18 protein-coding genes and 1 tRNA gene are annotated in these 21,250 nt (G+C 69.2%); 13 read left to right on the forward strand and 6 right to left on the reverse strand.

Going from position 1 to position 21,250, the window contains the following annotated elements:
- Nucleotides 1-168 precede the first annotated feature (168 nt).
- A complete protein-coding gene (locus HWX07_RS17580; RefSeq protein ID WP_175877134.1) occupies nucleotides 169-1,647 on the forward strand; it encodes a deoxyribodipyrimidine photo-lyase in 1,479 nt (492 codons plus the stop codon).
- A 22-nt stretch (nucleotides 1,648-1,669) separates the two neighbouring features.
- Here the strand turns inward: HWX07_RS17580 and HWX07_RS37185 are convergent, their stop codons facing one another.
- From HWX07_RS37185 to HWX07_RS17590, 3 genes are all read right to left on the reverse strand, one after another.
- On the reverse strand, nucleotides 1,670-1,792 hold the full coding sequence (locus tag HWX07_RS37185) for a hypothetical protein (RefSeq protein ID WP_027807194.1): 123 nt from the start codon (nucleotides 1,790-1,792) through the stop codon (nucleotides 1,670-1,672).
- Complete coding sequence (locus HWX07_RS17585) at nucleotides 1,783-3,015, reverse strand: MFS transporter (protein ID WP_175877135.1); 1,233 nt, start codon at nucleotides 3,013-3,015, stop codon at nucleotides 1,783-1,785. Before HWX07_RS17585 ends, HWX07_RS37185 begins: the two co-directional genes overlap by 10 nt.
- 163 nt (nucleotides 3,016-3,178) lie before the next feature.
- Complete coding sequence (locus HWX07_RS17590) at nucleotides 3,179-4,120, reverse strand: LysR substrate-binding domain-containing protein (RefSeq protein ID WP_175877136.1); 942 nt, start codon at nucleotides 4,118-4,120, stop codon at nucleotides 3,179-3,181.
- A 280-nt stretch (nucleotides 4,121-4,400) separates the two neighbouring features.
- Between HWX07_RS17590 and HWX07_RS17595 the strand changes: the two genes are divergently transcribed.
- Both HWX07_RS17595 and HWX07_RS17600 read left to right on the forward strand, forming a co-directional pair.
- Nucleotides 4,401-5,438 (forward strand): alpha/beta fold hydrolase, encoded by a 1,038-nt coding sequence (locus HWX07_RS17595; protein ID WP_175877137.1) that lies wholly within the window; start codon nucleotides 4,401-4,403, stop codon nucleotides 5,436-5,438.
- 124 nt (nucleotides 5,439-5,562) lie between these two features.
- Complete coding sequence (locus HWX07_RS17600) at nucleotides 5,563-6,318, forward strand: 4'-phosphopantetheinyl transferase superfamily protein (protein ID WP_175877138.1); 756 nt, start codon at nucleotides 5,563-5,565, stop codon at nucleotides 6,316-6,318.
- 21 nt (nucleotides 6,319-6,339) lie between these two features.
- Here the strand turns inward: HWX07_RS17600 and HWX07_RS17605 are convergent, their stop codons facing one another.
- Nucleotides 6,340-7,260: a glutamate/aspartate ABC transporter substrate-binding protein gene (locus HWX07_RS17605; protein ID WP_175877139.1), complete on the reverse strand. Its 921-nt coding sequence runs from the start codon at nucleotides 7,258-7,260 to the stop codon at nucleotides 6,340-6,342.
- A gap of 213 nt (nucleotides 7,261-7,473) precedes the next feature.
- Between HWX07_RS17605 and hutH the strand changes: the two genes are divergently transcribed.
- From hutH to HWX07_RS17655, 10 genes are all read left to right on the forward strand, one after another.
- On the forward strand, nucleotides 7,474-8,997 hold the full coding sequence (gene hutH / locus HWX07_RS17610) for a histidine ammonia-lyase (protein ID WP_175877140.1): 1,524 nt from the start codon (nucleotides 7,474-7,476) through the stop codon (nucleotides 8,995-8,997).
- A 4-nt stretch (nucleotides 8,998-9,001) separates the two neighbouring features.
- The gene (gene hutC, locus HWX07_RS17615) at nucleotides 9,002-9,697 is read left to right on the forward strand and encodes a histidine utilization repressor (RefSeq protein WP_006478342.1); all 696 of its coding nucleotides are present in this window, start codon (nucleotides 9,002-9,004) and stop codon (nucleotides 9,695-9,697) included.
- A 39-nt stretch (nucleotides 9,698-9,736) separates the two neighbouring features.
- Nucleotides 9,737-11,425 (forward strand): urocanate hydratase, encoded by a 1,689-nt coding sequence (hutU, locus tag HWX07_RS17620; protein ID WP_011549425.1) that lies wholly within the window; start codon nucleotides 9,737-9,739, stop codon nucleotides 11,423-11,425.
- Nucleotides 11,426-11,427: 2 nt separating this feature from the next.
- Nucleotides 11,428-12,051 carry a HutD family protein gene (locus HWX07_RS17625; protein ID WP_175877141.1) on the forward strand — a complete coding sequence of 208 codons (624 nt, stop codon included), beginning with the start codon at nucleotides 11,428-11,430 and terminating at the stop codon, nucleotides 12,049-12,051.
- A 4-nt stretch (nucleotides 12,052-12,055) separates the two neighbouring features.
- Nucleotides 12,056-13,279, forward strand: a complete 1,224-nt coding sequence (hutI, locus tag HWX07_RS17630; protein WP_175877142.1) for an imidazolonepropionase — start codon at nucleotides 12,056-12,058, stop codon at nucleotides 13,277-13,279.
- Nucleotides 13,280-13,476: 197 nt separating this feature from the next.
- Nucleotides 13,477-14,853, forward strand: a complete 1,377-nt coding sequence (locus tag HWX07_RS17635) for a formimidoylglutamate deiminase (protein WP_175877143.1) — start codon at nucleotides 13,477-13,479, stop codon at nucleotides 14,851-14,853.
- Between the two features lie 60 nt (nucleotides 14,854-14,913).
- Nucleotides 14,914-15,711: an N-formylglutamate deformylase gene (gene hutG / locus HWX07_RS17640; protein WP_124482218.1), complete on the forward strand. Its 798-nt coding sequence runs from the start codon at nucleotides 14,914-14,916 to the stop codon at nucleotides 15,709-15,711.
- Between the two features lie 733 nt (nucleotides 15,712-16,444).
- On the forward strand, nucleotides 16,445-17,284 hold the full coding sequence (locus HWX07_RS17645) for a gamma-glutamyl-gamma-aminobutyrate hydrolase family protein (RefSeq protein ID WP_175877144.1): 840 nt from the start codon (nucleotides 16,445-16,447) through the stop codon (nucleotides 17,282-17,284).
- The gene (locus tag HWX07_RS17650) at nucleotides 17,269-18,606 is read left to right on the forward strand and encodes a glutamine synthetase family protein (protein ID WP_175877145.1); all 1,338 of its coding nucleotides are present in this window, start codon (nucleotides 17,269-17,271) and stop codon (nucleotides 18,604-18,606) included. The genes HWX07_RS17645 and HWX07_RS17650 overlap by 16 nt, the downstream gene beginning before the upstream one ends.
- 28 nt (nucleotides 18,607-18,634) lie before the next feature.
- Complete coding sequence (locus tag HWX07_RS17655; RefSeq protein WP_175877146.1) at nucleotides 18,635-20,029, forward strand: aspartate aminotransferase family protein; 1,395 nt, start codon at nucleotides 18,635-18,637, stop codon at nucleotides 20,027-20,029.
- A 117-nt stretch (nucleotides 20,030-20,146) separates the two neighbouring features.
- Here HWX07_RS17655 and HWX07_RS17660 read toward each other — a convergent pair.
- Both HWX07_RS17660 and HWX07_RS17665 read right to left on the reverse strand, forming a co-directional pair.
- Nucleotides 20,147-20,221 (reverse strand) — tRNA-Val (locus HWX07_RS17660).
- 98 nt (nucleotides 20,222-20,319) lie between these two features.
- Nucleotides 20,320-21,222, reverse strand: a complete 903-nt coding sequence (locus HWX07_RS17665; protein ID WP_175877147.1) for a LysR family transcriptional regulator — start codon at nucleotides 21,220-21,222, stop codon at nucleotides 20,320-20,322.
- Nucleotides 21,223-21,250: the final 28 nt, after the last annotated feature.

Raw genomic sequence — 21,250 nt, forward strand, 5'->3', positions numbered from 1 at the left:
GGGCGTACTGCCGGCCGGTAGCGCGACTTCCATCGGATTGACGCGGATCGTGTGCACGAGCGCGGTGTCGCTCGTGGCGTGCCGGCCATGACGGCCGGCGTCGACATCGCGCAGCGCAGCCGCGACAATACGCGTCTCCTTTTGCTTTCGCCATCGAGGTGCCTGCCCGTGTCTGCCAAGCCGTCCGCTGCCCCTGCGATCGTCTGGTTCCGCGACGATCTGCGCGTGACCGATCAGCCCGCGCTGACGCGCGCGGTCGAATCCGGCCGGCCGCTCGTCTGCGTGTTCGTCGACGACACGGGCGCCGGCGCCGGGCCCGCGCTCGGCGGGGCGGCGCGCTGGTGGCTGCACGGGGCGCTGGCCGGGCTCGACGCCGCGCTCGCGCGTCATGGCGGGCGCCTGCTGCTGTTGCGCGGCGACGCGCAGCGCGAGATCGAGCGCGTCGTCGGTGACACGGGGGCAGCAGCCGTGTACTGGAACCGCCGCTATGCTCAGCCGCAGCGCGACGCGGACGCGGCGCTGAAGGCGTCGCTCAAGGCGCGCGGCGTGACGGTCGAGAGCAGCAACGGCAGCCTGCTGAATGAGCCGTGGGAGGTGCTGACGGGCAGTGGTGGCCCGTACCAGGTGTTCACCGCGTACTGGCGCGCGGCGCGCCGCGATCGCACGGTCGCCGCGCCGCTGCCGGCACCCGAGCGGATCGCGTTTCATCCGTGGCCGAAAGCCGTGCGCGACCGCGCGCTGGCGCTCGACGCACTCGCGTTGCGTCCGCATGCGCCGGACTGGGCCGGCGGCCTGCGCGACGCGTGGCCGGCGCCCGACGAAGCCGGCGCGCTCGCGCGACTCGACACGTTTCTGACGACCTCGCTCGCCGGCTATGCGGATGCGCGCGACCGTCCCGACCGTCCCGCGACGAGCCGGCTGTCGCCGTTCCTGCGTTTCGGCAACGTGTCGCCGCGACAGGTGTGGCATGCGGTGCAGGGCGCCGCGAACGCAGGCGGCGCGGCGTACGCGGCCGATGCCGACAAGTTCCTGAGTGAGCTCGGCTGGCGCGAATTCAGTTACACGCTGCTGTATCACTTCCCGGCGCTCGCGACCGACAACTTCCGCGCGCAATTCGATGCGATGCCGTGGCGCGACGATCCCGCCGCGTTACGTGCGTGGCAGCGCGGCCGGACCGGCTATCCGCTCGTCGATGCGGGCCTGCGCGAACTGTGGACGACCGGCTGGATGCACAACCGCGTGCGGATGGTCGTCGCGTCGTTCCTGATCAAACACCTGCTGATCGACTGGCGCGCGGGCGAAGCATGGTTCCGCGACACGCTGGTCGATGCCGATCCCGCCAACAACGCGGCGAGCTGGCAGTGGGTGGCCGGCTGCGGCGCCGACGCCGCGCCGTATTTCCGCATCTTCAATCCGGTCGCGCAGGGGCAGAAGTTCGACCCGGACGGCGCGTACGTGCGGCGCTGGGTGCCCGAGCTCGCCGGCCTCGACGACGCGTCGATCCATGCGCCGTGGGAAGCGTCGCCGCTGGCGCTCGAGGCGGCTGGCGTCCGGCTCGGCGTCGACTATCCGGCGCCGCTCGTCGAGCATGCGGCCGCGCGCGCCCGTGCGCTCGATGCGCTGGCCGCGTTGCCGAAGCGCCGCTGACCGTACCCTTCGGTTTGCCACGTCAGTTGCAGAACGCGACGTGCTCGAGCAGCGCGTACGCGACGCCCGAATCGAAGTAGGCCGCGCCGCACCACGCGACGAACGCGAGCGTGCCGGCGGCCAGTGCCGCGCGGATCACGCCCATGCCGCATTGCCCGATGCCGGGCGCGCGACGCGCGCGTCGTCGATCGGCAGGTGCAGCAGCGCCGCGAGCACGCCGAGCGCGATCGAGCCGAGCCACAGCGGCATGTACGAGTGCGTTGCGTCGTACACGATTGCGCCGAGCCACACGCCGAAGAAGCTGCCGAGCTGGTGCCCGAAGAACACGAAGCCGAACAGCGTCGCGATGTAGCGCACGCCGAACACCTGCGAGATCACGCCGTTCGTCAGCGGCACCGTGCCGAGCCACGTGAACCCCATCACGGCCGCGAACACGTAGACGCTCGCGGGCGACAGCGGCGCGGCGACGAACGCGGCCATCGCGAGCGCGCGCACGAGGTACAGCACCGACAGCACGTACTTGCGCCGCAGCAGCCCGCCGAGATGGCCGCACGCGTAAGTGCCGGCCACGTTGGTCAGCGCGATCAGCGCGAGCGCGATGCTCGCGTGGCGCGCCGGCAACCCGTGGTCGAGCAAGTACGCGGGCAGGTGCGTCGCGACGAACGCGAGCTGGAAGCCGCACGCGAAGAAGCCCGCGTTCAGCAGCCAGAAGCCGCGATGCGCGAACGCCTCGCGCACGGCTTCGCCGATCGACTGGCCGGCGCCGGCAGCGGCGCCCGCCGCTTGCGTGGGCCGGTCCCGCAGCAGCACGGCGAGCGGCGCGAGCAGCGCGGCGACGAGCGCCAGCGCGATGAACGCGTGCCGCCAGCCGATGCCGCCGATCAGTTCCTGAGCGACGGGCACCATGCAGAACTGGCCGAGCCCGCCGATCGCGCCGGCGACCCCGAGCGCCCAGCCGCGGCGGTCGGGCGGAAACAGGCGGCTCAGCGCGCCGTAGATCGACGCGAACGCGGAGCCCGACAGCGCGACGCCGATCACGAGCCCGGCGCCGACCGTGAACAGGCCGGTCGTGGCCGCATGCGCCATCGTGACGAGCCCGACCGCGTACAGCAGCATGCCGGCGACGATCACGCGCACCGAGCCGAAGCGGTCGGCGATCATCCCCGTGAACGGCTGCGCGACGCCCCAGATCAGGTTCTGCAGCGCCAGAGCGAGCCCGAACGCCTCGCGCGACCAGCCGTGGTCGAGCGACACGGGCGCGAGGAACAGGCCCTGCACGTGGCGGATGCCGAGCGCGGCGCCCATGATCAGGCCGCCTGCCAGCACGGGCAGCCAGCGGCGCCGGACTTCCTGCTCGATCGGGGTCATGCGTGTCTCCGGATGACGGCGCGACGAAACGGCCGCGCTCGATCCGATTAGACGAGCGGGGCGGCCGTCGCTCAAGCGATCATTCGGTCAGGTTGGCATGCGTCGCGGGAATGCGAAGAGGCGATGGCGGTTGCGGGTGGTCGCGCGCGTCCGCACCGCCGCCTCAGGCCGACGTCGTATCGTGCGCGAGCATCGCCGCATCGCATTCGGCTGCTTCGGCGAGCATCCAGTCGCGCACGTCGGCGACTTCGCGGCGCGGCGCCGGATCGTGCTGGAACAGCCAGTAGCCGTATGTTTCCGACAGCGTCTGCGTGTGCGGCCCCAGCACCGCGAGCCGGCCGTCGGCGAGCATTGGCGCGACGAGCGCGAGCCGGCCGAGCGCGATGCCCTGGCCCGCGATCGCGGCCTGGATCACCTGGTCGTACTGGTTGAAGCGCAGCACGCCTTTCGGGCGCGCGTCGCCGAGCCCGGCCGCGTGCAGGTGCGCGTGCCACTGCAGTTGCGGTTGCGGCGGCCCGTCGAATTCGAGCAGCACGTGATCGGCGATCACGGCCGTGCTCGTGACCGGCCGCGCGGCGAGAGCGGGGTGCGCGACCGGCACGACGATCTCGTCGAACAGGCGCAGCGCGCCGGCCGGCGCGCGTTCGCGCGGGCAGTAGCGGATGCCGAGGTCGATGCCTTCGGCGCGCAAATCGAGTACCTTGTCGTTCGCGGCGACGCGCAGGTCGATCCCGGGCAGCCGCGCCTGCAGCCGCCCGAGCCGCGGCAGCAGCCACAGCGCGGTCACGCCGATGCTGGCGGTGATCGTCACGGGCTGGCGCTCGCGCGCCGCGGCGAGCGACGCGACGGTGTCCTGCAGGCCGAGCAGCGCCGCATCGGCGACGCGGAACAGCCGTTCGCCTTCCGGCGTGAATGAAATCTTCCGGTAGCCGCGCTGCAGCAACGTCACGCCGAGATGCGCTTCGAGCGCATGGACCTGGCGGCTGACCGCCGACTGCGTGACGCACAGATCCTGCGCGGCGAGCGTGATGCTCATGCGGCGGCCGACGGCGACGAAACCGCGGACGAGGTCGAGCGACGGGAGACGGACGAGTGGCGTTGACATGCGCGTGACTCATGCGAACGGAGCAGCAAGATTGGTTGAGAACGCGGCACGCGTCAAGTTCAATGGAGGCTGGTTGATCGCGGAGAATGGGCCGAGTAGGCGCTCAGGCGCCAACTGGGGCCGGCCGTGACGCATGGGGCCGAATAAGTGCTGAAGCGCTAACCCGGACCGGCCGCGATGCATGGGACCCAGTAAGCGCTCAAGCGCTAACTGGGGTCGACAGCTATGCATGGGACCCCAGTAAGCGCTAAAGCGCTAACTGGGGTCGACAGGAGACACGATGACGATTTCGAACGAGGAAAGCGGCGCGGCGCAGGACAGTCGCGCGGCGGGCGCATTGCCGCCCGAACCCGTGACGCTGCGCGCCGCCGACGGCTACGAACTGCGCGGCCATGTCTGGCGCCATCGCGGCGGCGCCGTGCGGCCCGTGACGGTCGTCAATTGCGCGACGTCGGTGCGCTGCGACTATTACTTTCGTTTCGCGGCGTGGCTGTTCGCGCAGGGGCGCGACGTGCTCGTCTACGACTATCGCGGCATCGGCGGGTCGCGTCCGGCGCGGCTTGCGAAGCTGAGCGCGAACTGGCTCGACTGGGGGCGGCTCGATTGCGAGGCCGCGCTGCAGTACGCGCGCGACGCGTTCCCGGGTCAGCCGCTCGATGTGGTCGCGCATAGCATCGGCGGCTGCGTGCTCGGCCTCGCGGCATCGAACGTGCACGTGCGGCATGCGGTGACCGTCGGCGCGCAGTACGCATACTGGCGCGACTATCTGTCGGCCGAGCGGCGCCGCATGTGGTGGAAGTGGCATGTCGCGATGCCGGCGCTCGCGGCCGTGTTCGGCTACGTGCCGGCGAAGCGGCTCGGCTGGATGGAGGACACGCCGCGCGGTATCGCGCTGTCGTGGGCGCGGTCGCAGCCGCGTTTCGAGGAGGGCTACATCGGTCGCGTGCTGGACGACAGCGGCGGAAGCCGCGCCGCGTTGCCGGCGCGCTTCGCGGGGCTGTCGGCGCCGATGCTCGCGATCGGCATCGACGACGACGCGTTCGGCACGGTCGACGCGATCGAGCGGCTGGTCGGCTACTACACGGGCAGCAACGTCACGCATCTGCGGATCGCGCCGGCCGACATCGGCGTCGACGCGATCGGTCATTTCGCGTTTTTCCACAGCCGCTTCACCGACACGCTGTGGCCCGTCGCGCTGTACTGGCTGCAACACGGCGTGCTGCCGGCCGATGCGCCGGGCGTCGTGCACGCGCTGCATCCGGCGTCGCGCGGGCGGGTGACGGGAAGCGGCGTGCCGGGCATCGCCGCGAACGGGTGATCGGGCCTATACGAACGCATCACGCAGTGCCCGTTCGACCCCCGATCGCGCCGCAACGGCCGCAGGCTGGCGCGATCGATTAACATCGGACGTTTCGTTCCAGAACACAGGCTGCCGCGCGCCGATGTCCATCCCGTCCGATTCCGCTTTTCCCGTTGAAACGCCGCGCGCATGGCGCGTGCACGCACTCGACGTGCCGCCCGCCGCGGCGCGGGCGGGCGTACGGATCGCGCGCGTCGATTTCGACTGGCGCGTGCCGCTCGTGTCGCCCGCGTACGCGGCGCTGAACGACGACGAGCGCGCGCGCGCCGCGCGCTTCCTGCGGCACGAGGATGCGGTACGCAGCGCCGCGACGCGCGCCGCGCTGCGCGACGTGCTCGGCGCGGCGCTCGGCGTCGCCCCGCGCGCGGTCGAGATCGTCGTCGACGCGGCGGGGCGGCCGTCGCTGGACCCTGCGCATCGTGCGTCGCTCGACTTCAACGTATCCCACGCGGGCGATCATGCATTGATCGCGTGGGCGCCGGCGAGCCGCGTCGGCGTCGATATCGAGGGTTGCAACCGCGCGGCCGACTGGCGCGCGCTGACACGCGAAGTGTGTGCGCCCACCGAGGTCGCGTATATCGACGGCCTGCCGCCCGGCGCGCGCGAGCGCGAATTCATGCGGGTATGGTCCGCGAAGGAGGCGCTGCTCAAGGCGCTCGGCACCGGCATCGTCGGCGGGTTGCGCGCGTTCGCGGTCGTGCCGCCGCGCGACGCGGCGACGCCCGCGACGACGATCGTCGAGCCCGCCGCGCCCGCCGCCGGCGTCGCGGCGTTCGACGCGGCGTGGCTCGACGCGGCGCCCGGCTACGCGGCGTGCGTCGCATGGACGCACGCGTAAGCCGCGGTTGACGCGCGGCGCTTATTCGAGCGGCGCGTCGTTCGGCGCCGCGTAGCGCGCCTTGATCACGTCGCTCATCGGGAAGTCGAACGACAGCCCCTTCGGCGGCACCGGCTTCATGAACCATTTGTCGTACAGCGCGTTGATCTCGCCGCTTTTCATCAGTTGCGCGAGCACGCCGTCGACGAGCGCCTTGAACTGCGGATCGTCCTTGCGCAGCATGAACCCGTAGGCTTCCGACGATTGCGGCGTGCCGACGAGCTGCCAGTCGGCCGGTTTCGCGGCGAGCTGGCGCACGCCCGCGAGCAGCACGTCGTCCATCATGTACGCGGCCGCGCGGCCCGATTCGAGCGTGAGGCGTCCTTCGCCGTAGTCCTTCGCGCTGATGATCTGCATGTTCATCTTCTTTTCCTCGTTCATCTTGCGCAGCAGGCGTTCGGACGTCGTGCCCTGGTTCGTCACGACCGTCTTGCCGGCCAGATCGGGGAAGTCGCGGATGCCCGACGTGGTGCGCGTAAGCAGGCGCGTCGTCGCGACGAAGAAGGTGGTCGAGAACGCGACCTGCGCATGGCGCGCGGCGAGGTTGGTCGTCACGCCGCATTCGAGATCGACGGTGCCGTTCTGCACGAGCGGAATGCGGTTCTGCGACGTGACCGGAATGAAGCGCACCTGCAGGTCGGGCTTGCCGGTGCGCGCCTTCACCGCGGCGATCACGCGGTCGCACAGGTCCTGCGAGAAGCCGATGACCTTGCCGCCCGCGTCGACATAGGAGAACGGCACCGACGTTTCGCGATGACCGATCGAAATCAGGTTGCTCTGCCGCACCTTCTCGAGCGTGCCGGCCAGCGGCTCGGCGGCGACGGACGCGCCGCACGCGAGCGCGCATGCGGCGACGAGCATGGGGCGCCCGAGGCGGGCGGCGAGTCGGGACGGGAAGGGCATGACGGTCTCCGTGGCGAGTGATGATTCGTATGTTGCCAAAGACAAAATAATTGCAACACATGTTAAGGGGCGAATCGCGCCGACCGGCCCGCCGGGCCGTGCCGGACATCAGGGAAACTCCTGAGGCCGGAATATTGAAAAACGGGTTGTCTAGACAAGTTCAGGTGGCTACACTTCAATCCATTCCGAACTTGTCTAGACAGGATTGCTCACATGATTACGTTGACCCCCGGCCACCTGACTCTCCCGCAACTGCGCCGGATCGCCCGCGAACCCGTGCAACTGAAGCTCGACCCGGCCAGCTTCGCGAAGATCGACGCGGGCGCGAAGGCCGTCGCGGACATCGCCGCGAAGGGTGAGCCGGCCTACGGCATCAACACGGGCTTCGGCCGTCTGGCCAGCACCCACATCCCGCACGACCAGCTCGAACTGCTGCAGAAGAACCTCGTGCTGTCGCACGCGGTCGGCGTGGGCGAGCCGATGGCGCGTTCGTCGGTGCGCCTGCTGATGGCGCTGAAGCTGTCGAGCCTCGGCCGCGGCCACTCGGGCATCCGCCGTGAAGTGATGGATGCGCTGATCACGCTGTTCAACGCCGACGTACTGCCGTTGATCCCGGTGAAGGGGTCGGTCGGCGCGTCGGGCGACCTCGCGCCGCTCGCGCACATGTCGGCCGTGCTGCTCGGTGTCGGCGAAGTGTTCATCCGCGGCGAACGCGCGAGCGCGCTCGACGGTCTGCGCGTCGCGGGCCTCGCGCCGCTGACGCTGCAGGCGAAGGAAGGCCTCGCGCTGCTGAACGGCACGCAGGCATCGACGGCGCTCGCGCTCGACAACATGTTCGCGATCGAGGACCTGTACCGCACCGCGCTCGTCGCCGGCGCGCTGTCGGTCGATGCGGCAGCCGGTTCGGTGAAGCCGTTCGACGCGCGCATCCACGAACTGCGCGGCCATCAAGGCCAGATCGACGCGGCCGCGTCGTACCGCGAACTGCTCGAAGGCTCGCCGATCAACCAGTCGCACCGCGACTGCGACAAGGTGCAGGACCCGTACAGCCTGCGCTGCCAGCCGCAGGTGATGGGCGCGTGCCTGGACCAGATGCGCCATGCGGCCGACGTGCTGCTGGTCGAAGCGAACGCCGTGTCGGACAACCCGCTGATCTTCCCGGACACCGGCGAAGTGCTGTCGGGCGGCAATTTCCATGCCGAACCCGTCGCGTTCGCGGCCGACAACCTTGCTCTCGCCGCGGCGGAAATCGGCGCGCTGGCCGAGCGCCGCATCGCGCTGCTGATCGACGCGACGCTGTCGGGCCTGCCCCCGTTCCTCGTGCGGGACGGCGGCGTGAACTCCGGCTTCATGATCGCGCACGTGACGGCAGCCGCCCTCGCATCGGAAAACAAGACGCTCGCACACCCGGCATCGGTCGACTCGCTGCCGACCTCGGCCAACCAGGAAGACCACGTGTCGATGGCCACGTTCGCCGCGCGCAAGCTCGCCGACATCGCGGATAACACGAAGCACATCCTCGCGATCGAACTGCTGGCCGCCGCACAGGGCGTCGACCTGCGCGCGCCGTACCACACGAGCCCGAAGCTCGCGCCGGTGATGGAGACGATCCGCGGCAAGGTCGCGCACTACGAACTCGACCACTACTTCGCACCGGACATCGCGGTGATCGCGAAGCTGGTCGGCGAGCGCGCGTTCGCGAAGGTCGCGCCGTTCTCGTTCGCGTCGGAACAGTAAGCCGATGAGCGCGCCGGTCTACCAGGAGATCAAGGATTTCATCCTGGCCCGCATCCATGCCGGCGAGTGGGAGGAGGGCGACCAGGTACCGTCCGAGAACGAGCTGGCGCGCGAGTTCAAGGTGGCGCGCATGACCGTCAACCGCGCGCTGCGCGAACTGACGGCCGAGCAGGTGCTCACGCGCATGAAGGGCGCGGGCACCTACGTCGCGCGGCCGAAGTACGAGTCGACGCTGGTGGCGATCCGCAGCATCTCCGAGGAAGTCGGCGCGCGCGGGCATGCGTACCGCGCGAGCGTGCTCGGGCTCGACACGATCCGCGCCGACGAGGCCCTCGCCGACGAGATGCAGGTGGCCGTGCGCACGAAACTGTTTCATTCGCAGGTGCTGCACTTCGAGAACGACGAGCCGGTGCAGCTCGAAGAACGGTGGGTGAATCCGGCGGTCGCGCCGGATTACGCCGAGCAGGATTTCACGAACACGACGCCGAACCAGTACCTGATGCGCGCGGCGCCGCTGCAGCGCGTCGAGTACCGGATCGAAGCGGCGGCCCCGGCGCCGGAGCGGCGCGAGCAGCTGCGGATGGACGGCGTCGAGCCGTGTCTGGTTTTACATCGGCGCACCTGGTCGCAGGGCGTCGTCGCCTCGGTGGCGAATCTGTGGCATCCCGGCAGCCGTTATCGCTTCACCGGGCATTTCTGATTTCTTATTGATCTTCCATTTCCCTCGGGAGCAGTCGTCATGAACCATCCGAAACACATCGATCCCCGTCTCGATCCGACGCGCACGATCCGCGCGCCGCGCGGCAGCGAAAAAACCTGCAAGACCTGGCTGGCCGAAGCGGCCTACCGGATGATTCAGAACAACCTCGACCCGGAAGTCGCCGAGCATCCGCACGCGCTCGTCGTGTACGGCGGCATCGGCCGTGCGGCGCGCAACTGGGAATGCTACGACCAGATCCTCGCGTCGCTGAAGGATCTCGAGGAAAACGAAACGCTGCTGATCCAGTCGGGCAAGCCGGTCGGCGTGTTCCGCACGCACAAGGATGCGCCGCGCGTGCTGCTCGCGAACTCGAACCTAGTGCCGCACTGGGCGAACTGGGATCACTTCCACGAACTCGACCGCAAGGGCCTGATGATGTACGGCCAGATGACGGCCGGCAGCTGGATCTACATCGGCAGCCAGGGCATCGTGCAGGGCACCTATGAAACCTTCTTCTCGGTCGCGAACCAGCACTTCAACGGCGATCCGTCGGGCCGCTGGATCCTGACGGGCGGCCTGGGCGGGATGGGCGGCGCGCAGCCGCTCGCCGCGACGATGGCCGGCTTCTCGATGATCGCGGTCGAATGCGACGAGACGCGCATCGACTTCCGCCTGAAGACGCGCTACGTCGACAAGAAGGCGACGACGCTCGACGAAGCGCTCGGCATGATCGACGAAGCGAAGCGCACCGGCAAGCCGGTGTCGATCGGCCTGCTCGGCAACGCGGCCGACGTGTTCGCGGAACTCGTCACGCGCGGCATCACGCCGGACTGCGTGACCGACCAGACGAGCGCGCACGACCCGATCAACGGCTACCTGCCGCAAGGATGGACCGTCGCGCAATGGCGCGAGGCGCAGAAGGTCGACCCGCAGAGCATCGTGAAGGTCGCGAAGCAGTCGATGGCTGTCCAGGTGCGCGCGATGCTGGCGCTGCAGGAGCGCGGCGCGGCGACGCTCGACTACGGCAACAACATCCGCCAGATGGCATTGGAAATGGGCGTCGAGAACGCGTTCGACTTCCCGGGCTTCGTGCCGGCGTACATCCGTCCGCTGTTCTGCGAAGGCAAGGGCCCGTTCCGCTGGGTCGCGCTGTCCGGCGATCCGGAAGACATCTACAAGACCGACCAGAAGGTGAAGGAGCTGATCCCCGACGATCCGCACCTGCACAACTGGCTCGACATGGCGCGTGAGCGCATCGCGTTCCAGGGCCTGCCGGCGCGGATCTGCTGGGTCGGCGTGAAGGATCGCTATCGCCTCGGCCAGGCGTTCAACGAGATGGTGAAGAATGGCGAGCTGAAGGCGCCGATCGTGATCGGTCGCGATCACCTCGACACCGGTTCGGTCGCGAGCCCGAACCGCGAGACGGAATCGATGAAGGACGGCTCGGACGCCGTGAGCGACTGGCCGCTGCTCAACGCGCTGCTGAACACCGCGGGCGGCGCATCGTGGGTGTCGCTGCACCATGGCGGCGGCGTCGGCATGGGCTTCTCGCAGCACTCGGGCGTCGTGATCGTCGCCGACGGCACGGCTGACGCGCACGAGCGTCTTGGTCGCGTGCTGCTGAACGATCCGGCCACGGGCGTGATGCGCCATGCGGATGCCGGCTACGAACTCGCGCAGCAGACGGCCCGCGAAGCCGGCCTGAAGCTGCCGATGCTCGGCCGCTGAGCATGACGGCGCTTGACCACGCGCCGGGGAATGCGACGCTGGCCGCCGTGCTGATCCGCGCGGCGGATCTCGTCGCGTCGCCGTGGAAGAACGGCGGCGGCGTGACGCGTGAAATCGGCGCGTTCCCGCCCGGCGCGGCGCTCGATGCGTTCGCGTGGCGCGTGAGCGTCGCCGACGTGGGCACGGCCGGGCCGTTCTCGCGTTTCGACGGCATCGACCGCACGCTCGTGCTGCTGTCCGGGGCGGGCATGACGCTCGCCGAGGAGGGCGGCACGCGGCACGTGCTCGATGCGCCGCTCGCCCGCGCGGATTTCGCGGGCGAGACGGCGATCGACGCGGCGCTGCACGACGGCGCGACGCGCGACTTCAACCTGATGACGCGCCGTTCGGCCGCGCGTGGCGCCCTCGACGTGTGGCGCGCGGGCGTGCACCGCGTCGCGCCGGCCGATACCGTGCTGCTGTTTTGCGCGGCCGGTGCGGTGGGCGTCGACCTCGACGGCATGCACTACGCGCTGGAAGACATGGACACGTTGCGGCTCGACGGGCCGCGGCGTGCGTTTGACGTCGTCGTGAGCGGAGGCGGCGCACTGCTGGCCGTCTCGCTCGCCGTCGGCGAACGAGACTGAACGCATGAAACCGACTGTCTGGCATCACCTGAGGCTGTGCCCGCACGGCCATCCCGACGAGACGATCGACGACGCGGCGATCGCCGTCGACGAAACCGGCACGATCGCGTGGCTCGGCGCGTTGTCCGCGCTGCCGCACGGTTACGCGCACTGGCGGCGCGAGGACCTGCACGGCGCGTGGGTGACGCCGGGCCTCGTCGATTGCCATACGCACCTCGTGTACGGCGGCACGCGCGCCGACGAATTCGCGCAACGGCTCGCGGGCGTCAGCTACGAGGAAATCGCGCGGCAGGGCGGCGGGATCGTGTCGACGGTGCGTGCGACGCGCGCGGCCGACGAGACGACGCTGTTCGTGCAGGCCGCCGCGCGCCTGCAGCCGCTGCTCGCCGAAGGCGTGACCGCGATCGAGATCAAGTCAGGCTACGGGCTCGACCTCGCGAGCGAGCGCAAGATGCTGCGCGTCGCGCGCCAGCTCGGCGAGCGCTTCCCGGTCACCGTCTATACGACCTTCCTCGGCGCGCATGCGCTGCCGCCGGAATACGCGGGCCGCGCGGACGAATACATCGACGAAGTGTGCGACCGCATGCTGCCGACGCTGGCCGACGAAGGGCTCGTCGACGCGGTCGACGTGTTCTGCGAACGCATCGGCTTCTCGCTCGCGCAGACCGAGCGCGTGTTCGAGGCCGCGACGCGCCGCGGGCTGCCGGTGAAGCTGCATGCGGAGCAACTGTCGAATGCGGGCGGGACGGCGCTCGCCGCGCGTTACCGCGCGCTGTCCGCCGACCATCTGGAATTTCTCGACGAAGCGGGCATCGAGGCAATGAAGGCGGCCGGTACGGTCGCCGTGCTGCTGCCCGGTGCGTACTACTTCATCCGCGAAACGCAACTGCCGCCGATCGAGCTGCTGCGCAAGCATGGCGTGCCGATTGCGCTCGCGACCGATCACAACCCCGGCACGTCGCCGCTCGAATCGCTGCTGCTGACGCTGAACATGGGCTGCACGCTGTTCCGCATGACGGTGCCCGAGGTGCTGCAGGGCGTCACGCGCCATGCGGCCGCGGCGCTGGGCCGCGCGGATCGCCACGGCGCGCTCGAGGTCGGTCGCCAGGCCGACTTCGCCGTGTGGTCGGTCGGCTCGCTGGCCGAGCTGGCGTACTGGATCGGCCGGCCGCTGTGCGAGCAGGTCGTACGCGGCGGCACGACCGTGTTTCGCCGGATGAACGGATAAGTTTGACGACGGACCGGGCCGGGTCGTGACGGACCCGGTCCGGCCGATGCTTTGCATGGGGCCGGCCCGGCGCGAAAGCGCGCCCGCCGGTCGATCGCCGCGAGGCAGGGGCGGGCGCGATGCGCTCGCCCTTGCCGGCCGCGGCACCGGGCCGGACGAAACGCTGACGCGCTCGATCCGGTCGACGAGGACACGCAATGACCGACACCCTGTTGTTCGCGGACCATGCCTATCTGCCCGAGGGCTGGCGCCGCAACGTGCTGCTGCGCTGGGACGGCGCCGGCACGCTGACCGACGTGACACCCGACACCGATGCGCCGGCAGGTGCCGCGCGCGCGGCCGGGCCGGTGCTGCCCGGCATGCCGAACCTGCATTCGCACGCGTTCCAGCGCGCGATGGCGGGGCTCACCGAATACCGCGCGAATCCCGCCGACAGCTTCTGGAGCTGGCGCGACCTGATGTACCGCTTCGCGCTGAAGATCACGCCCGACGCGCTCGCGGCGATCGCGCGCTGGCTGTATGTCGAGATGCTCAAGTGCGGCTACACGTCGGTGTGCGAATTCCACTACGTGCATCACGCGCAGGACGGCTCGCGCTATCCGCAGATCGCGGAGCTCGGCACGCGCGTGATCGACGCCGCGCGCGCGGCCGGCATCGGCATCACGATGCTGCCCGTGTCGTACCAGTTCGCCGGCTTCGGCGACAAGCCGCCGCGCGACGACCAGCGCCGCTTCATCAACACGCCCGACGGCGTGCTCGAACTGCTCGACGCGATGCGTCGCGCGGCGCCCGAGCATGGCGGGCTGCGCTATGGCGTCGCGCCGCACTCGCTGCGCGCGGTGTCCGAGAACGGGCTGCGTGTGCTGCTCGAAGGGTTGCCCGGCGATGCGCCGGTGCACATCCACATCGCCGAGCAGACGGCCGAAGTCGACGACTGTGTTCGTGCCTATGGCGCACGCCCCGTGCAATGGCTGCTCGATCGCTTCGACGTCGATGCGCGCTGGTGCCTCGTGCATGCGACGCATGTCGACGCGGCCGAGACGGCGGCGCTCGCGAAGCGCCGCGCGGTCGCGGGCCTGTGCCTGACGACCGAAGCGAACCTCGGCGACGGCGTCTTTCCGGCCGTCGATTACCTCGCGCAGGGCGGCGTGATCGGCGTCGGCTCGGACAGCCACGCGTCGGTCGACTGGCGCTCGGAGCTGCGCCTGCTCGAATACGGGCAGCGGCTCGTGCACCGCGCGCGCAACGTGCTGGCGAGCGACACGCAGGCGCATGTTGCCGATCGCCTGTTCGATGCGTCGCTCGCGGGCGGCGCGCAGGCGAGCGGGCGGCGCATCGGTGCGCTGCGCGCAGGCTGCCGCGCCGACTGGCTCGTGCTCGATCCCGATCATCCGGCGATCGCCGAACACGACAGCGCCGCATGGTTGTCGGGCATCGTGTTCGCCGAGCACGGCGAGACGCCGGTGCTCGACGTCTACACGGGCGGCGAGCGCGTCGTGAGCGGCCGCCGCCATCGCGACGAAGCCGCCGCGTATGCCGACTACCGCGCCGCGCTGGCGCAACTGCTGCGCTGAACGCGCGGCAACCGGCGCACGCGGCATGCGTGCGCCGGCCGACTCTTACGGTGAGGCGACATGACTGAACAACCGGCTGTATTCACGCTGAAGCAGGGCACGCTGCCGCTGCTGATCTCGATTCCGCACGCAGGCACGCACATCCCCGACGACATCGCCGCGACGATGACGCCCGACGCGCGCTTCGTCGACGATTGCGACTGGCATCTCGAGCGGCTGTACGGCTTCGCGGCCGATCTCGGCGCATCGATCCTCGTGCCGTCGCACGCGCGTTACGTCGTCGACCTGAACCGTCCGCCCGACAACGAGAACCTGTATCCGGGGCAGGACACGACGGGGCTCGTGCCGGTCGATACGTTCGACAAGGCGCCGCTGTATCCGGCCAACGCGCTGCCCGGCAACGACGAGATCATGCGTCGTCGCGATCGCTACTGGCTGCCGTATCACGACGCGCTGCAACGCGAGATCGCGCGCCTGAAGGGCGAACACGGCCGCGTGCTCGTGTGGGAAGCGCATTCGATCCGCTCGCACGTGCCGCGTTTCTTCGACGGCCGCCTGCCGGATTTCAACTTCGGCACGTCGAGCGGCGCGAGTGCGGCGCCTGGTCTCGCGGAAGCGCTGGCCGCGCGCGTGCTCGCGCACGGCGGCTACACGGCCGTCGCGAACGGGCGCTTCAAGGGCGGCTACATCACGCGTCACTATGGCGTGCCCGAGACCGGTGTCGAGGCCGTCCAGCTCGAACTGTCGCAGATCACCTACATGGAAGAGACGCGTCCGTATGCGTACGACGAAGCGCGTGCAGCGCGGATCGTGCCGCTGCTGCAGACGCTCGTCGAAACCGCGCTCGCGCATCGTTAAGACGGGCCGCCTCCATGCGGCACCGCGGCGGGGCAATGCGTCCCGCCCCGGCGGCACGCGGCAGGCAAGCCGATGCAATGCACAAAACGGCATCGATCCGCGTGATCGATGCCGTTTTTTTCGTCTGACCGATGTCGTCATCGGCCCCTGAAAATTTGACGCAATTTTTAGGTGATATAAGCTGAATGTCAGGAAGTCGTCACGCGCGCGCCGGCGGCGGGGCCATCGACGATGGCCGGACTGCGCCGGAATTCGCTGCGAGACATCTTGCTGACGTGTCGCCACGCGGCATTGCGACACGTGTCCTGCCTCCATCAGTCAGTCGAGTACGATCGTGAAAGCCGCCAGCCCTTCGATACGCCGGACGCGAAGTCCGTCGGCGGGCGCGCCGCCTCAGGCCGGGCCGAACCGGCATGCTGATCGCGGCACGCGCGCCGCCCCGTTACGCGAGCCTCGCTTCTTCGCCATTTCCCATCGCGGCCCGCGCCGCTTCAATCTCGTGACCGCGCACCTGTGCAGCGCGGTGCAGTGCGACGGCAGCGCATCGTTGTTGCCCTAGCGCCCCTTTCCGCTTCCGTCCCGGGCCGTACCGCCGGTTGCCGCGGCATTCGCGCGGCAGGATCGCGCCTGCGCCTGCGTTGGCGCTGCGCGATTGCGCGCGTGTGCGGCGTACCCGCCAACCAGCATCGTTGCGCGCGCGAGCGTGTCGCGCGCCATCACCGGAGAGACGCCGATGCGCGCACGACCGATCGTAGCCGTCACCGCCGACCGCATTCTGCGCGGTGCCCATCCGAACCACACGGCGGGTGAGAAATACCTCGCCGCCGTCGTCGACGGCGCCGGCGCGCTGGCGTTCGTGCTGCCCGCGCTCGGCGCGCGGCAGCCGGCCGACGCGATCGTCGCGGCAATCGACGGGCTGCTGTTGACCGGCAGCTATTCGAACGTCGAACCGCATCATTACGGCGGCGCCGCCAGCGCGCCCGACACGCTGCACGATCCGGCGCGCGATGCGACCGCGTTGCCGCTGATCCGCGCGGCGATCGACGCGGGCGTGCCCGTGCTCGCGATCTGCCGCGGCATGCAGGAGCTGAACGTCGCGTACGGCGGCACGCTGCATCAGCGGCTGCATGCGACGACCGGTTTCGACGACCACCGCGAACGGCCGGCCGATCCGCTCGAGCGGCAGTACGGTCCCGCGCACGTCGTGCAGCTCGCGCCGGGCGGCCTGCTGCAGCGGATCGCGCGCGGCGCGCACGAGGCGACGGTCAATTCGCTGCACGACCAGGGCATCGCGCGGCTGGGCGACGGGCTCGCGATCGAAGCCAGTGCGCCCGACGGGCTCGTCGAGGCCGTCAGCGTACGCGGTGCGCGCGCGTTCGCGCTGGGCGTGCAGTGGCATCCCGAATGGCGCTACGCGGAGCAGCCGCTGTCGCGCGACATCTTCGCGGCATTCGGCGCGGCGTGCCGCGCGCACATGACGCACCGCATTCATGCGGCCGGCGGCGCGACGCCGTCGCCGGCCGCATCCGACATCGACATCGACCAACGAGGCCGATCATGCAACCCGAACTGAGCGAATTCCTGCGACAGCACCGCATCACCGAAGTCGAGGCGATCATTCCCGACATGGCCGGCATCGCGCGCGGCAAGATCATTCCGCGCAACAAGTTCGAATCCGGCGAGTCGATGCGCCTGCCGCAGGCCGTGATGGTGCAGACCGTCACCGGCGACTATCCGGAGGACGGCACGCTGACCGGCGTGACCGATCCCGACATGGTGTGCGTGCCCGATCCGTCGACGATCTGCCTGATCCCGTGGGCGGTCGATCCGACCGCGCAGGTGATCCACGATTGCGTGCATTTCGACGGCTCGCCGGTCGAGATCTCGCCGCGCTACGTGCTGCGCCGCGTGCTCGACCTGTACGAGGCGAATGGCTGGAAGCCCGTGGTCGCGCCCGAGCTCGAGTTTTATCTGGTCGACATGAACGCCGATCCCGACCTGCCGCTGCGGCCGCCTGTCGGCCGTACGGGGCGGGCGGAAACGGGCCGCCAGTCGTATTCGATCGAGGCCGTCAACGAGTTCGATCCGCTGTTCGAGGACATCTACGAATACTGCGAAATGCAGGGGCTCGATATCGAGACGCTGATTCACGAAGTCGGCGCCGCGCAGATGGAGATCAACTTCGTGCATGGCGACGCGCTGCCGCTGGCCGACCAGGTGTTCCTGTTCAAGCGCACGGTGCGCGAGGCCGCGCTGCGTCACAACATGTATGCCACCTTCATGGCCAAGCCGATGGAAAACGAGCCGGGTTCCGCGATGCACATTCATCAGAGCCTCGCGGACATGCGCACCGGGCGCAATCTGTTCGCCGACGAAAACGGCGCAGTGTCGCCGCTGTTCCGCAGCTATCTGGCCGGGCTGCAGAAGTACACGCCGGCGCTGATGCCGATCTTCGCGCCGTACATCAATTCGTACCGCCGCCTGTCACGTTTCATGGCCGCGCCGATCAACGTGCAGTGGGGCTACGACAACCGCACGGTGGGCTTTCGCATTCCGCAGTCGAGCCCCGTCGCGCGACGCATCGAGAACCGGATTCCGGGCGTCGACTGCAACCCGTACCTCGCGTTCGCGGCGACGCTCGCCGCCGGCTATCTCGGCATGACGCAACAGCTCGCGCCGACCGAGCCAATCGCATCGGACGGCTACGACCTGCCGTACCAGCTGCCGCGCAACCTGGAGGAAGGCATCTCGCTGATGGCCGCGTGCGAGCCGCTTGCCGGCATCCTCGGCGACAAGTTCGTGAAGGCGTACCTGGCGTTGAAGGAAACCGAATACGAAGCGTTCTTCCGCGTGATCAGCTCGTGGGAACGCAGGCACCTGCTGCTGCACGTGTAAGCGTGCGGCGCTGTTTGACGGAGAAAACATGACCGATCGAAACGAAGCTTTTCCGCCGCGCTCGACCGCCGATTTTCGCGCGCTCGACGCCGCGCACCACATTCACCCGTTCTCCGACATGGGCGCGCTCAATCGCGCCGGCAGCCGCGTGATCGTGAAGGCCGACGGCGTCTATCTGTGGGACTCGGACGGCAACAAGGTGATCGACGGGATGGCCGGCCTCTGGTGCGTGAACGTCGGCTACGGCCGCAAGGAGCTCGCCGACGCCGCGTATCGCCAGATCCAGGAACTGCCGTTCTACAACACGTTCTTCAAGACCACGCACCCGCCGGTGATCGAGCTTTCCGCGATGCTCGCGGAAGTCACGCCCGCCGGCTTCAACCACTTCTTCTATTGCAACAGCGGCTCGGAAGGCAACGACACCGTGCTGCGACTCGTGCATCAATACTGGCGCGTGCAGGGCCAGCCGCAGAAGAAGTACGTGATCTCGCGCAAGAACGGCTATCACGGCTCGACGATCGCGGGCGGCACGCTCGGCGGGATGGGCTACATGCACGAGCAGATGCCGTCGAAGGTCGAGCACATCGTGCACATCGACCAGCCGTATTTCTTCGGCGAAGCGCAAGCAGGCGAGACGCCCGAAGCGTTCGGCCTCGCGCGTGCGCAGCAGCTCGAAGCGAAGATCCTCGAACTCGGCGCGGAGAACGTCGCGGCGTTCATCGGCGAACCGTTCCAGGGCGCGGGCGGCGTGATCTTCCCGCCGTCGACGTACTGGCCGGAGATCCAGCGGATCTGCCGCAAGTACGACATCCTGCTGGTCGCCGACGAAGTGATCGGCGGCTTCGGCCGTACCGGCGAATGGTTCGCGCACCAGCACTTCGGCTTCGAGCCGGACCTGATCACGATGGCCAAGGGCCTCACGTCGGGCTACGTGCCGATGGGCGCCGTGGGCATTCACGAGCGCGTCGCGCGCCCGATCATCGACAACGGCGAATTCAATCACGGCCTCACGTACTCGGGCCATCCGGTGGCGGCGGCCGTCGCGGTCGCCAACCTGAAGCTGCTGCGCGACGAAGGCATCGTCGCGCGCGTGAAGACCGACATCGGGCCGTATTTCCAGCGTCGGCTGCGTGACGTGCTGGGCGACCATCCGATCGTCGGGGAGATTGCGGGGGCGGGGCTGGTCGCCGGTGTTCAATTGGCGCGCGACCGGGGGCGGCGCGAGCGCTTCGGCGCGGACGTCGATATCGGCACGCTCTGCCGCGACTTCTGCTTCAACGGCAACCTGATCATGCGCGCGACCGGCGACCGGATGCTGCTGTCGCCGCCGCTCGTGATTCGCGAGGCGGAGGTCGACGAGATCGTCGACAAGGCGAAGCGCGCGTTCGACGCGACGGCGGAGCGGGTGGCGCGCGCGCGGTAAGCCGGTAGCTGCGTGCGGACGCGAGCGTCGAATGACGTGGCGCCCGCGTCGCGCAGGGCACGCGCGACGCCAAAACGAAAAGGGCCTGCGTCGTGAGACGCAGGCCCTTGAATTCTTTGGTGGGCGGTACTGGGATCGAACCAGTGACCCCTGCCGTGTGAAGGCAGTGCTCTACCGCTGAGCTAACCGCCCAAAGAAGAATCAAATTATGTCAGAGATTTTGGGGCTCGTAAAGCCCTTTCTGCAAATTTTTTCAAATAGCCGCAAGCACCGGATCGCGAGCCGCGCGCTCAGCCCGCCAGCGCAGGCAGCGCGTTGATCGACGCACGCACGTAGCCGGCAAAGCGCAGCGCTACCGGTTCGGCGGTGCCGCTGCGTTTCAGCGCGAGCGTGCGCGATTCGAGCGACGCATCCTTCAGCGGCAGGAACGCGAGCCGGTCGCTTTTCGCCTGCTGCAGCACGCGCGGCACCAGCGCGATGCCCATTCCGAACTCGATCATCGACAGGATCGTCTGCCACAGCCGAGCCTCGTGGCGGATCAGCGGACTGAATCCCGCGTTCACGCACTGCGCGATGATCAGGTCGTGATAGTGCGGCGCGGCGTCGCGCGGAAACAGGATGAACGGTTCCGCGGCCAGCGTGGCGAGCGCGACCTGCCTGCGCCGCGCGAGCGGATGCGCGGCCGGCAGGCAGCACACGAACGGCTCCGCATAGACGGGCACCGATTCGACCTCGGGCGGGAAGCGGCCCCAGTGCGCATAGCCGAGATCGATCTGGCCGCGCTGGATCGCCTGCACCTGCGCGTGCGTGTTCATCTCGCTCAGCACGACCTCGACGCCCGGATAGTCGGCCTCGAAGCGCCGCACGGCGTCGGGCAGCCCGCGATACAGCATCGAATGGACGAAGCCGATCCGCAGCCGGCCGGCGAGCCCCGACGCGGAGCGCACCGTCAGGCGCTCGGCTTCGTTCGCCTGCAGCAGCAGCCGGCGCGCTTCGCCGAGCAGTACCTCGCCCGCGTTGGTCAGCGCGACCGTCTTGTTGGTGCGCGAGAACAGCTGCACGCCGAGCGCGTCCTCGAACTTGCGGATGTCGAAACTCAGCGCCGGCTGCGAGATGAACAGGCGCTTCGCCGCGCGCCCGAAATGCAGCTCCTCGGCGACCGCCACGAAGTAGCGCAACTGCCTCAGTTCCACGGTGTCTCCTCCCGGCGTCGGCATCGAT

It is taken from the genome of Burkholderia sp. BCC0097 (assembly GCF_902832985.1).
Taxonomy (GTDB): Bacteria; Pseudomonadota; Gammaproteobacteria; order Burkholderiales; family Burkholderiaceae; genus Burkholderia; species Burkholderia orbicola.

Bases quoted from the DNA above. Each gene is read 5' to 3' on its own strand.
- hutH (WP_175877140.1), top strand. From the start codon at position 7,474: ATGATTACGTTGACCCCCGGCCACCTGACTCTCCCGCAACTGCGCCGG.
- HWX07_RS17650 (WP_175877145.1), top strand. From the start codon at position 17,269: ATGCAACCCGAACTGAGCGAATTCCTGCGACAGCACCGCATCACCGAA.
- HWX07_RS17645 (WP_175877144.1), top strand. From the start codon at position 16,445: ATGCGCGCACGACCGATCGTAGCCGTCACCGCCGACCGCATTCTGCGC.
- hutC (WP_006478342.1), top strand. From the start codon at position 9,002: ATGAGCGCGCCGGTCTACCAGGAGATCAAGGATTTCATCCTGGCCCGC.
- HWX07_RS17595 (WP_175877137.1), top strand. From the start codon at position 4,401: ATGACGATTTCGAACGAGGAAAGCGGCGCGGCGCAGGACAGTCGCGCG.
- HWX07_RS17655 (WP_175877146.1), top strand. From the start codon at position 18,635: ATGACCGATCGAAACGAAGCTTTTCCGCCGCGCTCGACCGCCGATTTT.
- hutU (WP_011549425.1), top strand. From the start codon at position 9,737: ATGAACCATCCGAAACACATCGATCCCCGTCTCGATCCGACGCGCACG.
- HWX07_RS17600 (WP_175877138.1), top strand. From the start codon at position 5,563: ATGTCCATCCCGTCCGATTCCGCTTTTCCCGTTGAAACGCCGCGCGCA.
- HWX07_RS17605 (WP_175877139.1), bottom strand. From the start codon at position 7,260: ATGCCCTTCCCGTCCCGACTCGCCGCCCGCCTCGGGCGCCCCATGCTC.
- HWX07_RS17625 (WP_175877141.1), top strand. From the start codon at position 11,428: ATGACGGCGCTTGACCACGCGCCGGGGAATGCGACGCTGGCCGCCGTG.
- hutG (WP_124482218.1), top strand. From the start codon at position 14,914: ATGACTGAACAACCGGCTGTATTCACGCTGAAGCAGGGCACGCTGCCG.
- hutI (WP_175877142.1), top strand. From the start codon at position 12,056: ATGAAACCGACTGTCTGGCATCACCTGAGGCTGTGCCCGCACGGCCAT.
- HWX07_RS17635 (WP_175877143.1), top strand. From the start codon at position 13,477: ATGACCGACACCCTGTTGTTCGCGGACCATGCCTATCTGCCCGAGGGC.
- HWX07_RS17585 (WP_175877135.1), bottom strand. From the start codon at position 3,015: ATGACCCCGATCGAGCAGGAAGTCCGGCGCCGCTGGCTGCCCGTGCTG.
- HWX07_RS37185 (WP_027807194.1), bottom strand. From the start codon at position 1,792: ATGGGCGTGATCCGCGCGGCACTGGCCGCCGGCACGCTCGCGTTCGTC.
- HWX07_RS17590 (WP_175877136.1), bottom strand. From the start codon at position 4,120: ATGTCAACGCCACTCGTCCGTCTCCCGTCGCTCGACCTCGTCCGCGGT.